The sequence below is a fragment of the Pseudomonas sp. MM213 genome (genome assembly GCF_020423045.1).
Lineage (GTDB): Bacteria > Pseudomonadota > Gammaproteobacteria > Pseudomonadales > Pseudomonadaceae > Aquipseudomonas > Aquipseudomonas migulae.
In genome coordinates, this window is record NZ_CP081943.1 from 6,163,346 (window position 1) to 6,176,902 (window position 13,557).

Here is a 13,557-nt window from a genome sequence, read left to right on the forward strand (position 1 = left end):
GACATGGCATTACTGACTGAACACGAACAACGCAAAGTCGCCGAGGCAATCGCCCGGGTCGAGCGCGACACCGACGCCGAACTGGTAACGGTGCTTGCAGCCCGCGCCGACGACTATGCGTACATCCCGCTGCTATGGGCCAGCCTGCTGGCGCTGGTGGTGCCGGGTGTCGTGCATTATTTAACCGGCTGGCTGACCATGCACAGCCTGCTGCTGGTGCAATGGCTCACCTTCATCGTGCTGTGCCTGGTGTTCCGCATTCCGAAAGTCACCACGCACCTGATCCCGCGCTCGGTGCGTCACTGGCGCGCCTCGAACCTGGCGCGCCGGCAGTTCCTGGAGCAAAACCTGCACCACACCGTCGGCAGCACCGGCATGCTGATTTTCGTTTGCGAGGCCGAGCGCTATGTGGAAATCCTGGTGGACGAAGGGATTTCCAAACGGCTGGACAACAAGAACTGGGACGCCATTGTGGCGGCGTTCACCCAGCAGGTGAAACAGGGGCAGACGTTGCAGGGCTTTGTGACGTGCGTGGAAGCGTGCGGCGAGTTGCTCAAGGTGCACGTGCCGGTGACGCATGTACGCAATGAGTTGCCGAACCGGTTGGTGGTTCTAGGCTGACGCTGATCCCCTGTGGGAGCGAGCCCGCTCGCGATGGTCGTCAACGATGACGCGGGGTTGCAGGAAAATCGCGGTGCTCTTGAATCCATCGCCGGCAAGCCGGCCTCGCTCCCACAGGGGAATGCGTTCACATGCTGAACCGTTCGGGAAATTAGCCGTGCCCTGAACGGCCATCCCCCCTAAAATACCCGCCATTCCCGATTCGCTCCGCCCGAGGCCGTTTTTTCCATGTCCGTCACCGCCACTCCCGCCAGCCTCGCGCCGGATCACCATGCCCAGTTCATCGACCTGCTGCAAACCAGCCTCGACGCCAATGCCTTCATCAAACTGGTGCTGGCCAAGTACGTCGGCACCGAAGCGGATCTGCAACGGCTGATCATCAAGCAACTGACGGTCAAGGATCAGCCTTGCCTGTCCTTCGTCTATCGCTACAAAACCCGCGACATCACCAAGAACCTGCCGCTGGCCGAGGGCGTGGCGACCATCGCTGCGTTGCTGCCGGCCTCGTTCAAAAATGCGCATTTGTTGTCGCTGACCGACGAAGCCCAGCTCGAATACAGCAAAAAGGGCAAGTCTTCGCTGTTCAAGAGCAAACCTCAGCAATTGCGCGAAGTGCCGTCCGCCGAGCACAACCGCGAGAAAAACCGCTTCCTCGACCTCAGCCGGCCGTTCCTTGCCGACCTCGGTGTGACCAACAGCAAGCACGAGCTCATCCCGGCGATGTCGCGCAAGTGGAAGCAGATCAACAAGTTCATCGAAGTCTTCAGCCATGCCCTGACCACTTCGCCGCTGGCGCTGGACAAACCGGTGCGGGTCGCGGACTTCGGTTCGGGCAAGGGCTACCTGACGTTCGCGATCCACGACTATTTGCGCAACACCTTGAACGCCGAAGGCGAAGTGACCGGCGTCGAACTGCGTGAAGAAATGGTCAACCTGTGCAACGCCGCCGCCGCGAAACTGGAACACCCGGGGCTGGTGTTCAAGTGCGGTGACGTGCGCAGTGTGGCGCCGAGCGAGCTGGACGTGATGATCGCGCTGCATGCCTGCGACATCGCCACTGATTATGCGATCCACACCGGCATACGTTCCGGCGCGTCGATCATCATGTGCTCGCCGTGCTGCCACAAGCAGATCCGCCTGCAAATCCAGAGCCCGGCGCTGCTCAAGCCGATGCTGCAATACGGTTTGCACCTGGGTCAGCAAGCGGAAATGGTCACCGACAGTTTGCGTGCGTTGTTTCTTGAAGCCTGCGGCTATGAAACCAAGGTCTTCGAGTTCATCTCACTGGACCACACCAACAAGAACAAGATGATCCTGGCGGTCAAGCGCGCCGAGCCGGTGGACCCGGCGCAGTTGTTGGTGAAAATTCAGGAGCTGAAGGATTTCTACCACATCACCGAACATTGCCTGGAAACCCTGCTGCGCGCTGACAACTACCTCTAAACCTTGCTGCGTGCCGACGACTACCACTGAACTGTAGGAGCCGGCTTGCTGGCGATGGTATCTCCTCGGTCTGTCAGATACACCGCGGTGATGCCATCGCCAGCAAGCCGGCTCCTACAAAGGTGTGTGTCCGTTCGGGTTATGCAGTGGCAACACGTGCGGGTTTGACCGCGGTTTTGCGTCCGAGCATCACGGTAACAATCACCCCGGAAGCAAACAGCCAGGTGATCGGCTCGATGTGTTCACCGAAAAACAACGCCGAAAACGCGATGGTGAAGAAGATCTGCAACAGCTGGATCTGACTGACCCGGGCAATGCCACCCATGGCCAACCCGGCGTACCAGGCGAAGAAGCCGATGAACTGCGAGAACAGTGAAACATAACCAAAGGCCCACCAGGTCTTGGCCGAAATTTCGCCCTGGTGTTGCAGCGCCAGGTACACCACCGGTCCGATCAACAGCGGCGTCGACAACACCAGCGCCCAGCAGATCACCTGCCAGCCACCCATCTCCTTGGCCAAACGTCCCCCTTCGGCATACCCCAGACCGCCCACGGCAATCGCGCCGAGCATCAGCAGATCCCCAGCCTGAATGCTCCCGGCACCGCTGATCAGCGCGTAACCCAGCACCAGCGCACTGCCCAGCGCGGCGCAGGCCCAGAAGGCTTTCGACGGGCGTTCGTGGGACAACCACGCGGCGTACAGCGCCACGCACAAGGGTTGCAGGCCGTTGACCAGTGCGCCGTGGGACGCGGGCAAGGTTTGCATCGCCCAGGCGGATAAAACCGGGAAGCCGAGGATCACGCCGGCGATCACCAGCGTCAGGCCTTTGACCTGTTTCCAGGTCGGCCATTTTTCCCTGCGCCACAGCAACAACAGCGCCGCCGGAATCGCCGCGAACAACGCACGGCCGAGGCCGTTGAGCAACGGATGGAGTTCCTGCACGACGATCCGTGTGAAGGGCAGGGTCAGGCTGAAAATCACAACGCCGAGCAGGCCGAGGGCCATGCCGGTGTTTTCGCGCGTGGACATGAGGGCAACCAGAATTCAGGGTGGCGGGAAGTGTCTTCATCTAGCCATAAACCCGGTCGCCACTGCTGTTACAGCTAGGCACAGAGTTATCCGTACAGTTGAGGACGCCTTCGCGGGCAAGCCTCGCTCCTACAGGGATCACGCATAACCTGTAGGAGCGAGGCTTGCCCGCGAAGAACGATAACGCCGTAGTAGCTGGTTATTACCCGCCCCTCTGGATAACGACTACCTTGAATACTCCTGCCTATTTCCCAGAGGAGTCCTCCCCATGGCTGCCAAGAAAATCCTGATGCTGGTCGGCGATTACGTCGAAGACTACGAAGTGATGGTGCCGTTCCAGGCATTGCTGATGGTCGGCCACACGGTGCACGCGGTGTGCCCGGACAAGTCCGCCGGCCAGACCGTGCGCACGGCGATCCACGATTTCGAAGGCGACCAGACCTACAGCGAAAAGCCCGGCCATCTGTTTGCCTTGAACTTCGATTTTGCCAAGGTCGCTGAAGCCGACTACGACGCGCTGCTGATCCCCGGCGGTCGTGCCCCGGAATACCTGCGCCTGAACGAAAAAGTCCTGGACCTGGTGCGTGCCTTCGACAAGGCCGGCAAGCCGATCGCCGCCGTGTGCCATGGTGCGCAATTGCTGGCGGCGGCAGGCATTCTGGAAGGTCGCGAATGCAGCGCCTACCCGGCTTGCGCACCGGAAGTACGCTTGGCCGGCGGTACGTTTATCGATATCCCGGTGACGGAAGGTCACGTTCAAGGCAATCTGGCCACTGCTCCGGCCTGGCCGGCCCACCCGAGCTGGCTCGCCGGTTTCCTCGGGTTGCTGGGCACCAAAATCACGCTGTAACGAGGGACTTTTCCATGTGCGAGCTCTACGTCAAGGCCGACCCGATTCTCTACGAATCGCGCTCCCGCTCGCTGCGCATCTGCGGGGTGGTCACCACCCTGCGGCTGGAGAATCAGTTCTGGGACATCCTCAGCGAAATCGCCGAGGTCGACGGCATGACCACCAACCAGTTGATCGCCAAGCTGTATGAAGAGGTGATGGATTATCGCGGGGAAGTGGTGAATTTTGCTTCGTTCTTGCGGGTGAGTTGTACGCGGTATTTGTCGCAACGGCGGGTGCAGACGCCGGAGTTGTCAGTGGTTCGTGCTGCGGTGAAATAGCGTAGACCGTGTCGATCCATTCGCGGGCAAGCCTCGCTCCTACAGGGGAATGCGTTCCCCTGTGGGAGCGAGCCTGCTCGCGATGGGGCCGGTTCAGGCGACAAAAATCCATGACTGGTCTTTACTCTGAAGCGCGAAACCCCTCAATCGCCAAGGAGAAAAATTATGTCTGGATGGTATGAGTTGAGCAAAACCAGCAACGGCCAGTTTCGTTTCGTGCTGAAAGCGGCGAATGCCGAAACCATTCTGAACAGCGAGCACTACACCACTCGCAGCGCCGCCGAAAACGGCATCGCCTCAGTGCAGAAGAACAGCCCGCTGGATGAGCGCTACGAGAAAAAGACTACCAAGGATGGCCATCCGTATTTCAACCTCAAGGCTGCCAACCACGAGATCATCGGCAGCAGCGAGGCCTATTCTTCCGAGGCTGCGCGGGAAAAAGGCATCGCCAGCGTGAAGGCCAACGGCCCGACCACCGTGATCAAGGACAAGACCTTGCCGGTGCTTTGAGCACATCTTCCAGACCCAATACAAATCCACTGTGGGAGCTAGCCTGCTAGCGATGGCTGCTGAACATTCGACGAAGATGTTGAATGTCAGGCCGCTATCGCTAGCAGGCTAGCTCCCACATTGGTTTTTTGTGAACTTCGAGATCAGCGCAATGCTTTCAACAAGGTTTGTAACTGACCAAGGCCATCCTCACCCAACGGAAACACCGGCAACCGTGGATCGCCCACTTCCAGCCCGGTCGCACGCAAACCGGCCTTGATCGTCGCCGGCAACCCACCCTTCAAAATGAAGTCCAGCAACGGCAACTGGCGATAGAACAGTTCACGCGCCTTGCTCAGATCATTGGCCAAAACCGCTTCATACAAATCGAGATTGAGCTGCGCAATCAGGTTCGGCGCCGCCGTGCACCAGCCTTTCGCACCCGCTGCAAAAGCCTCCAGCGCCAGCGGATTGCAGCCGTTGTAGAACGGCACCTGACCTTCGCCGAGCCGTTGCAATTGGTGCATGCGCTGGATGTCGCCGGTGCTCTCCTTGACCATGGTCACGTTGTCCACGGCGTTGACGATGCGCAGGATCAGGTCGACCGACATGTCCGTGCCGCTGGTGGCCGGGTTGTTGTAGAGCATGATCGGTACGCCGATGCTGTCGCCGATGGCCCGGTAATGGGCGAGGATTTCCGCCTCGCTGAGTTTCCAGTAAGACGTCGGCAAGACCATCACCACGTCGGCGCCATGGGCTTCGGCGAAACGTGCGCGGCGCACCGCTTTGGCGGTGGTCAGGTCGGATACGCTGACGATGGTCGGCACCCGTTTGGCCACGTGCTTGATGCTGAATTCGCTGACCTGGTCCCACTCCGCGTCGCTCAGGTAAGCGCCTTCGCCGGTGCTGCCCAGCGGCGCGATCGAGTGGACGCCGTCGTCGATCAGGCGGTCGATGGAACGTCCGAGCGCGTCGAGATCAACGCCTTCGCCATTGGCGGTGAACGGGGTGATGGTGTAGCCGATGATGCCGTGAATCGTTGGGGTCGACATGGCGACGCTCCTCTTGAAAATGCGTGGGTTCAGTTCAGGCAATCGGCGTGTTGGCGCAGGTTCTGCCGAGCGTAGTAGTTGAACGCAGCGCCATGGCGCTTGGGTTTCGAGATCCAGTCGTGGGCTTCACGACCCAGTTCCGGAATGATCGGCTTGATGGTCCCGGCGCTCATGGCCAACAGTTGCAGCTTCGCGGCGCGTTCGATCAGTTGCGCGATCACACAGGCTTCCTCGATGGTCGTGCCGGTGGACAACTGACCGTGGTGCGACAGCAGGACCGCGCGCTTGTCGCCGAGGGCGCCGGCAATCAGCTCGCCTTCTTCGTTACCGACCGGCACACCCGGCCAGCCTTCGAGAAACGCGCAATCGTCGTAGAGCGGGCAGAGGTCCATGTGGGAAATCTGCAGCGGCACTTCGAGCATCGACAGCGCCGCGACGTGCGTCGGGTGCGTGTGGATGATGCAATTCACGTCCGGCCGGGCGCGGTACACCCAACTGTGGAAACGGTTGGCCGGGTTGGGCATGCCGTGGCCTTCAAGCACTTCCAGGTCTTCGTTGACCAGCAGCAGGTTGCTGGCGGTGATTTCGTCGAAACCCAGGCCCAGTTGTTGAGTGTAGTAAGTGCCGGGCTGCGGGCCACGGGCGGTGATCTGCCCGGCCAGGCCGGAGTCGTGGCCGTGCTCGAACAGAATGCGGCAGGTCAGGGCCAGCTTTTGCCGGTCGGTCCACGTATTATCTGCCAGGGTATTTTGCATCTGGGTCAGCGCTTGCTTGACCAGTTGCTCTTTGGGTAATGCTAAGGTCTTGGCCATATCGGTGTCCTTTGGGTGGTTCAATGGACGTCGGATTTGCCGTTCACTCGTTGCTCGCAAGGCCTTGGTGAATGCAAATGACACAAATGATGCTATATGACACTTTGTGTCATTGGCAAGGATGAATCGTTGCCTCCTCGATGGATTAATCGTTCTGCATGTCTATCCGTTTGAAATTACTGAGAAAAAAACTGGGCGTGACGCTCGAGGCCCTGGCTGAAAAATCCGGGATGACCAAGAGCTATCTGTCGAAAGTCGAGCGCGGGTTGAATACGCCGTCCATCGCGGCTGCGCTGAAGCTGGCCAAGGCGCTGAACGTCAAGGTCGAGGAATTGTTCTCCGAAGACAGCGTCAGCCTCGACAGCTACAGCCTGGTGCGCAGCCATGAGCGTCAGTCGCTGGCGGCCAATGATGAGAGCCCCGGCTATGCGGTGCTGGCGCATCAGGTGAGTGAGCGCAGTCTGCTGCCGTTCATCATTTATCCGCCGTTCGAATTCGCGGACAAAACCTTCAAGGAACACGTGGGGGAGGAGTTTCTGTTTGTCCACGAAGGGCAGGTGGAAGTGGACTTCATGAACGAGCGCGTGCTGCTAGAGCGCGGTGATGCGCTGCACTTCAATGCGCAGAAACCGCACCGGATCCGCTCAGTGGGCGAGGTTCAGGCGCAGTTGCTGGTGGTGGTGCATAGCGCTGAAGAGTGAGCTGCATAACACCGCGCACCCCTGTAGGAGCCGGCTTGCTGGCGATTGCGTCCGATCAGGCGATAAATGCGTCGACTGACCCACCGCCACCGCCACCGCCATCGCCAGCAAGCCGGCTCCTACAAAATCGGTGTTACACCTCGACGGGAACGGTGAGCTTGGGACTTCCAAGCGCATGCGTCTTCGAATCAAAAAACCGCAGCTCTGATCCGGTCCCCTCAAACACCTTCGCGTAATGCCGCTTCTGATGCTGGATAAACGCCTTGCTGCGCGGATAAATCGAAATCGCGACCACCTTGGGTTTCGCCTGGCGCAACGCATGAATGATGTGGCTGTCCTGCTCGCCCAGCGCATGCCCAAAGATGCACAAGCCCTCGGCATGCCCCAATAACTGGTCATAGCAAAACGACAGATAATCCGAGCTGCGGATGGTCTTGAGCTTGTCTGCGCTCGGCCCTTCGTTCACAAACAGCGGCACGTCATCCAGCGTCTTGATCGTGTTGTTGATCGCAAAGCTGCCCAGCAGCGTGCCTTCGGTCGACATCAGTTTGCGTGCCGTGCCGTCCTGATTGCGCACCAGATGCAAACCGCCGTGCAGGTACAGCAGACGGGTTTTATCGGTCGCCGTGGCGCTCAAATCAAACCCTGGCTCGGCACCCTGGAACAGGTCGGTGATCGCATCCGGCTGGTGCTGGATCGCCCAGTAGTTGAGCAAGTCGTAATTGGTGGTGAACACCGTCCGGTAACGCCCCAGTTCCTGATTGATCGTCGCCAGTGTCGAAGGCACCACCAGTCGCCACGGGATGTGCACCGCGTGCACGGTGTTGATCAGCGCTTCCTTGATCGCGTAGTAGCGATTGCGCGGCGCGGCGGAGCTGACGGCCAGGGCCTTGTTCACCCGGCTGGTGGTTTTCAGCGCACCCAGCACCTGCTCGAAACTGCGCGTTTGCATCGCATCGAACACGCTGAGCTCGGACTGGCTCAGGGGTTTTTCTTCGACGGTGCGGGCGTTTTCGAACAGCGAGTCGTAGCCGAAATCGTCCCAGACCGCGCGGCTGGCGCCGTTGCCCACCAGCAGGCCGCTGATCGAGGCGGTGGCGCGCAGGGCGTTCCAGTCTTCAAGTTGGGCATCGACATCCTGGAAATCGGTCATTGCGGTCGTCGTCTCAAAAAGCAAAAGGTCGGATGGGCGGCGACTTTATCACGACCCGGACTTGAGCCAGATCAAGTTAACGCCGCGCCGATGGGTCGATCCTGTGGGTATCCGCCGGATCGAACCACCGATACGGCCCAGACCTGGAGATTCGCCATGAGCAGCACGTTTTTCATCCCCGCCGTGAACATCATGGGTATTGGTTGCCTCGACGAGGCCATGGACGCCATCGGCAAGTACGGTTTTAAAAAGGCGCTGATCGTCACCGACGCCGGGCTGGCCAAGGCGGGCGTGGCTGCGATGATCGCCGAAAGGCTGGCAATGAAAGACATCGACTCGGTCATCTTCGACGGCGCCAAGCCCAACCCGAGCATCGCCAACGTCGAGAGCGGGCTGGGCCTGCTCAAGGAAAGTCGCTGTGATTTCGTGGTGTCGCTGGGCGGTGGTTCGCCCCACGACTGCGCCAAAGGCATCGCGTTGTGCGCGACCAATGGCGGGCAGATTCGCGATTACGAAGGCGTCGATCAATCCGAGAAGCCGCAACTGCCGTTGATCGCCATCAACACCACCGCCGGCACCGCCAGCGAGATGACGCGTTTCTGCATCATCACTGACGAAACCCGTCACGTGAAAATGGCCATCGTCGACCGCAACGTCACGCCGCTGCTATCGGTCAACGACCCGGCGCTGATGGTCGCCATGCCCAAAAGCCTGACCGCCGCCACCGGCATGGACGCGCTGACCCACGCCATCGAAGCCTACGTGTCCACCGCCGCCAACCCGATCACCGACGCCTGCGCGCTGAAGGCGATGACGCTGATCAGCAGCAACCTGCGCCTGGCCGTGCGCGATGGCAGCGACCTGGCCGCGCGGGAGAACATGGCTTACGCACAGTTCCTCGCAGGTATGGCGTTCAACAATGCGTCCCTTGGCTACGTGCATGCCATGGCTCACCAGTTGGGTGGTTTCTACGACTTGCCCCATGGCGTCTGTAACGCCGTGCTGTTGCCGCATGTGCAAAGTTTCAACGCGCTGGTATGCGCCGAGCGCCTGACCGACGTGGCCCACGCAATGGGCGCCGATATTCGCGGCTTCAGCCCGGAAGAGGGCGCGCAGGCAGCCATCACGGCGATCCGCAGCCTGGCCAGGGATGTGGAAATCCCCGCCGGATTGCGTGAACTCGGTGCCCGCCTCAACGACATCCCGACGCTCGCCAGCAACGCCTTGAAAGACGCGTGCGGCGTGACCAACCCACGTGCAGCGGATCAGCGGCAGATCGAGGAGATTTTCCGCAGCGCGTTCTAAGCGGTTTTACGGCCGGGCGCGATGATCACGCAGAGCATCGCGCCCAGGGACAGCAACGTGCATAACAGTGACAACGGCCATGCCTGCTGGCTGGCGATCAGGCTCGCGATACCACCGATGACGGCAGCCATCAGTTGATGGATGAACCCGCTCAACGCCATCGCATACGCACCGCCGACCGGCGAACCGTCGTTGGCCAGCGCCAGGCTGATCGGGTAATTCAACGACTGGCCGAACACCGCTACGCAGTAAGGCAACCAGAACAACAGCGCAATCGAAGTGCCGGCGATGCTCCCCAGCAACATCACCGCACTGCCGGCCAGCACCAGCCCCACCACCGCCGTCATCATCCGACGCTGACCGGTGCGCAGCACCAGACCGTTGACCGCCAATGCCCCGAGAAAATACCCCGCGCTGATGGGCCAGCCCAACAGCCCGTATTCCACGGCCGACCAGTTGAACGGTCCTTGCAGAATCAGCGGCGCCGCGGTGTTGAAGGCGATGATCACCCCATAACCCAGCCCGCCGGTGAGCGCCGGCAGCAGGAAGGCCCGATCACGCAGAATGTGCCAATAGCTTGGCCACGCGGACGACTGAACGGTGTCTTCCACCCGCACCGGGAACGTGACCCGTGCCACGACCATCGCCAGCAACAGACTTACACTGCCCAGCAGGTAGAAAATCGCCGGCCAGCCCAACGCGACCTGGATGACCGACCCCAGGTACTGGCCGATCCCCAGCGCCACCACGAAAGAAATCGAAAGCCAGGACAGCGCTTTGGCCAACAGGTCGCCACGAAAACTGTCACGGATCAACACCCGGGCCATGACCGAAATTCCGCTGGCGCCGATGCCCTGAACCAGTCTGAAAAAGAGAAAGGATTCCAGCGTCTGGCCCAAGGGCAGCGCAAGGTTGCCCACCCCATAAATACCAAGCGCCGCCAGCAGCACCGGTTTTCGGCCGATGCGCTGAGCAAGGCTGCCCCAGAACAGCATCGGCAGCGCCATGCCGATCAGATACACGGCCAGTCCCCACGAAACCTGCGAGGCGTCGGCAGACAGATACCGAGCCATCTCCGGCAGCGCCGGCAGGTAAATGCTCATGCCTAACTGCGCGAGAAAAACCGTGCTGCAGGTGACGAGGAGGGTGGTGCTGCTCTTCATGAATGTTCCCTGGCTTCAGTCGCTGACATCTGCGGCGTGTGAGTGCAACAGCTCGGTCACGCGTTCACAAAACTGGCGAATCAGCACCGGCTCCATGTCGGCACGCAGAGTGATTCTGATCGCAGCATTGCCTTGTGCAACCACCGGAAAAAATACGGCCGAGGTAAAGAATCCGTGATTGGCCAGTTCAATGGCAACGCTATTGGCCAACGACGCTTTACCGCAGCGAATCAATCGAATGGCCATGTTGCTGCCGCATTGTGCGGTTCGAATCAGCGTGTCAAAAAGCCGGATATTAACCTGAAGTTTTTCCTGCAATGCAGCGAACTCCAGTGTGCGGTGCAACTGGATGGACGCTCTGCCCGCACCAATCGCTGCACTGTTCAGACTTTGCGACCAATTGCTGGGGCCGCCATAACGCTGAATGAGGGTCTTGTGCCGATCGCTGCCGAGCATCACCAGTCCACCACTGGCGCCAAACGATTTGGCCAGGGACGCGACGATCAGGCTGTCTTCATCAAGGGCGTTCATCCAGGGACGGACGAGACCGGCACCGAAGGTTCCAACCGCTGAAAGTGCGTGGGAATCATCCAGATAGAGAAACAGCCCATAGCGTTCCTTAAGGTACAAAAGGCTGTTCATGTCTGCGACTCCGCCCATGCTGTACGCACCGTCGGCGATGTACGCAACGTTGGCGTGTCGTTTACACAGGTCTTCGACGAAATCCATATCGTTGTGCGGGCACGTCACCACCCGGGTTTCATCCGCACACGCCGATTTCAAGTGGTTCATCGAATAATGGGCCAGTCGGTCGAACGCCATCAGCGGAGGCCGGTTTTGCGTAAATACACCACTGGCGAGCATTGGCAGTATCCCTGCACTCGCGGCGCTGCATGACAGGGTGCTCAGGCAGGTAGCGCCGAACAACTCCGACAGTTCGCTTTCGTACCGTTCCAAAGCGGCCAGTTTGCAGCGGTTTTTTGAGTTGGCAATGCGCAACGTGCCGACTTCCCGCAACGCAGTCATGGCGCCTTCAAGCAGGGCGGGATGATGATCCAGTCCTAAATAGGACGTGGTACAGAAGTGATGGAACGAGCGCCCGAACTGGTCAACCATCTGGTTTGGGCTTTTGACCTCAACATTCAGCCCCGCAATTTTCCCGGCTTCAGCGGTCTCCCAGTCGTGATCGGCTAGCGAGACAAGTTTTCGATAGTTGGTAAAGGTGTTTGCCGCGTGCGCTGTCTGGTCCATGTGTGCGTTTCTTTCCTTGAGTGCGAAGCGATCCATTGCTTTGAAGCAAGCGGTGTACGTTCCCAGACTTTACAGCGTGTGGTCAGGGGCTTTGAATCAGCCGTTTCCGGTACACCTGAGTGTTACAAGAGATAAGTGTGTAGGGCGATGCCTCGTGAGGTTGTGGGTCAATTGCTTTGCCGAGTTGCACAAAAACCGGGCTATCCTCCCGATTCAGCCACTCCCCAAACAATCGAGCCCTCCATGCTGCAAAAAAGCCTGATCCGCCGTCTCGATCTGATGACCCTTCAACTGTTTGTCGCCGTCCACGAAGAAGGCACGCTGACCCGTGCCGCTGCGCGCGAAGCGATTGCGGTGTCGGCGGCGAGCAAGCGGTTGATGGAGTTGGAGGAGGCGCTGGGCATCAGTCTGTTTGTGCGTCAGGCCAAAGGCATGACCCTGACACCGGCCGGCGAAACCCTGTTGCACCACGCTCGGCAGATGTTGTTCAACGTCGAGAAAATGGGCCTGGAGTTAGGCGAGCACAGCCACGGTATTCGCGGCTATGTGCGGATGCTCGCCAACCTGTCGGCGATCATTCAATTCCTGCCGGAAGACCTGCGGGACTTTTCAGAACGTCATCCGCAGGTCAAGACCGACCTCGAAGAACGCCCCAGCAGCGGGGTGATTCAAGGGGTGCTGGATGGCGTGGCGGACCTCGGGATCTGTTCCAGCGACAGCGATGTGAAAGGTCTGCACAGCGTGCTGTATCGCCAGGACAAACTGGTGGTGCTGATGCTGCCGGATCATCCCTTGGCCAGCCGTTCCAGCCTGGCGTTCGCCGATACGCTGGACAGCGATTACGTCGGCCTGCACGCCGCCAGTTCCATCAACATGCGCACCCACGCAGCCGCGCGTCAGGCGGGCAAAGTGCTGCGGCTGCGGATTCATGTGCCGGGGTTCGATGCGATGTGCCGGATGGTCCAGGCCAACATGGGCATCGGGATTTTGCCGCAGAAGGCTTACGAGTTGTTTGGCCGGGCGTTGGGTTTGCATGCGGTGCCGTTGACGGATGACTGGTCGGATCGGGCGTTGATCATCGTCGTGCGCGATGAAGCGGCGTTGTCGCCGGTGAGCCGGATGTTGTTTGAGCAGTTGCGCGGGCAGGGTTGAGATTATTGTTGGCTGGTCCGGCGCCTTCGCGGGCAAGCCTCGCTCCTACAGGGATCTCGCAAACCTGTAGGAGCGAGGCTTGCCCGCGAAGGCGGACCTGAGGTCGCGACAATCTTCCAGAGCGTTCGCGTTTGGCGAACGCCCGTTGCCAACTGAAGGTTGGATTCCATTCCCCTCGCTCCTCTAGCCTTGGCGCATATTCCAAGAATAAGAGG

At 59.9% G+C, this 13,557-nt stretch carries 14 protein-coding genes; 8 read left to right on the top strand and 6 right to left on the bottom strand.

The annotated features are described in order from the left end of the window. Positions 1-3 precede the first annotated feature (3 nt). Positions 4-621, top strand: coding sequence for a TPM domain-containing protein (locus K5R88_RS28025; RefSeq protein WP_008025698.1), 618 nt, complete (start codon positions 4-6; stop codon positions 619-621). Between the two features lie 228 nt (positions 622-849). After that, positions 850-2,064, top strand: a complete 1,215-nt coding sequence (locus tag K5R88_RS28030; protein ID WP_223453174.1) for a class I SAM-dependent methyltransferase — start codon at positions 850-852, stop codon at positions 2,062-2,064. Positions 2,065-2,203: 139 nt separating this feature from the next. On the opposite strand, the gene K5R88_RS28035 is transcribed toward K5R88_RS28030, so the two are convergent. Then, positions 2,204-3,094 (bottom strand): DMT family transporter, encoded by an 891-nt coding sequence (locus tag K5R88_RS28035; protein WP_226298755.1) that lies wholly within the window; start codon positions 3,092-3,094, stop codon positions 2,204-2,206. 268 nt (positions 3,095-3,362) lie between these two features. Here K5R88_RS28035 and K5R88_RS28040 point away from each other — a divergent pair, with 268 nt between their 5' ends. From K5R88_RS28040 to K5R88_RS28050, 3 genes are all read left to right on the top strand, one after another. After that, positions 3,363-3,944, top strand: a complete 582-nt coding sequence (locus K5R88_RS28040) for a DJ-1/PfpI family protein (protein WP_192228667.1) — start codon at positions 3,363-3,365, stop codon at positions 3,942-3,944. 14 nt (positions 3,945-3,958) lie between these two features. Next, entirely contained in the window at positions 3,959-4,264 is a 306-nt protein-coding gene (locus K5R88_RS28045; RefSeq protein ID WP_226298756.1) for a ribbon-helix-helix domain-containing protein, read from the top strand. A 165-nt stretch (positions 4,265-4,429) separates the two neighbouring features. Continuing rightward, complete coding sequence (locus tag K5R88_RS28050) at positions 4,430-4,774, top strand: YegP family protein (protein WP_226298757.1); 345 nt, start codon at positions 4,430-4,432, stop codon at positions 4,772-4,774. 143 nt (positions 4,775-4,917) lie between these two features. On the opposite strand, the gene K5R88_RS28055 is transcribed toward K5R88_RS28050, so the two are convergent. Continuing rightward, complete coding sequence (locus K5R88_RS28055) at positions 4,918-5,805, bottom strand: dihydrodipicolinate synthase family protein (RefSeq protein WP_223449612.1); 888 nt, start codon at positions 5,803-5,805, stop codon at positions 4,918-4,920. Between the two features lie 29 nt (positions 5,806-5,834). Beyond that, positions 5,835-6,617 (bottom strand): aldolase, encoded by a 783-nt coding sequence (locus K5R88_RS28060; protein ID WP_008025714.1) that lies wholly within the window; start codon positions 6,615-6,617, stop codon positions 5,835-5,837. Between the two features lie 158 nt (positions 6,618-6,775). On the opposite strand from K5R88_RS28060, the gene K5R88_RS28065 reads away from it, so the two are divergent. Continuing rightward, positions 6,776-7,318: a helix-turn-helix domain-containing protein gene (locus tag K5R88_RS28065; protein WP_008039507.1), complete on the top strand. Its 543-nt coding sequence runs from the start codon at positions 6,776-6,778 to the stop codon at positions 7,316-7,318. Positions 7,319-7,451: 133 nt separating this feature from the next. On the opposite strand, the gene K5R88_RS28070 is transcribed toward K5R88_RS28065, so the two are convergent. Next, the gene (locus K5R88_RS28070; RefSeq protein ID WP_008025718.1) at positions 7,452-8,471 is read right to left on the bottom strand and encodes a DUF4917 family protein; all 1,020 of its coding nucleotides are present in this window, start codon (positions 8,469-8,471) and stop codon (positions 7,452-7,454) included. Between the two features lie 156 nt (positions 8,472-8,627). Here K5R88_RS28070 and yiaY point away from each other — a divergent pair, with 156 nt between their 5' ends. After that, complete coding sequence (gene yiaY, locus K5R88_RS28075; protein ID WP_008025719.1) at positions 8,628-9,776, top strand: L-threonine dehydrogenase; 1,149 nt, start codon at positions 8,628-8,630, stop codon at positions 9,774-9,776. On the opposite strand, the gene K5R88_RS28080 is transcribed toward yiaY, so the two are convergent. Further along, positions 9,773-10,939, bottom strand: a complete 1,167-nt coding sequence (locus K5R88_RS28080; RefSeq protein ID WP_226298758.1) for an MFS transporter — start codon at positions 10,937-10,939, stop codon at positions 9,773-9,775. The two genes, yiaY and K5R88_RS28080, sit on opposite strands and share 4 nt — an antisense overlap. 15 nt (positions 10,940-10,954) lie before the next feature. Further along, positions 10,955-12,190, bottom strand: a complete 1,236-nt coding sequence (locus K5R88_RS28085) for an aminotransferase class I/II-fold pyridoxal phosphate-dependent enzyme (protein ID WP_223553553.1) — start codon at positions 12,188-12,190, stop codon at positions 10,955-10,957. Between the two features lie 243 nt (positions 12,191-12,433). Here K5R88_RS28085 and K5R88_RS28090 point away from each other — a divergent pair, with 243 nt between their 5' ends. Further along, positions 12,434-13,342, top strand: coding sequence for a LysR family transcriptional regulator (locus K5R88_RS28090; protein WP_008025723.1), 909 nt, complete (start codon positions 12,434-12,436; stop codon positions 13,340-13,342). Positions 13,343-13,557: the final 215 nt, after the last annotated feature.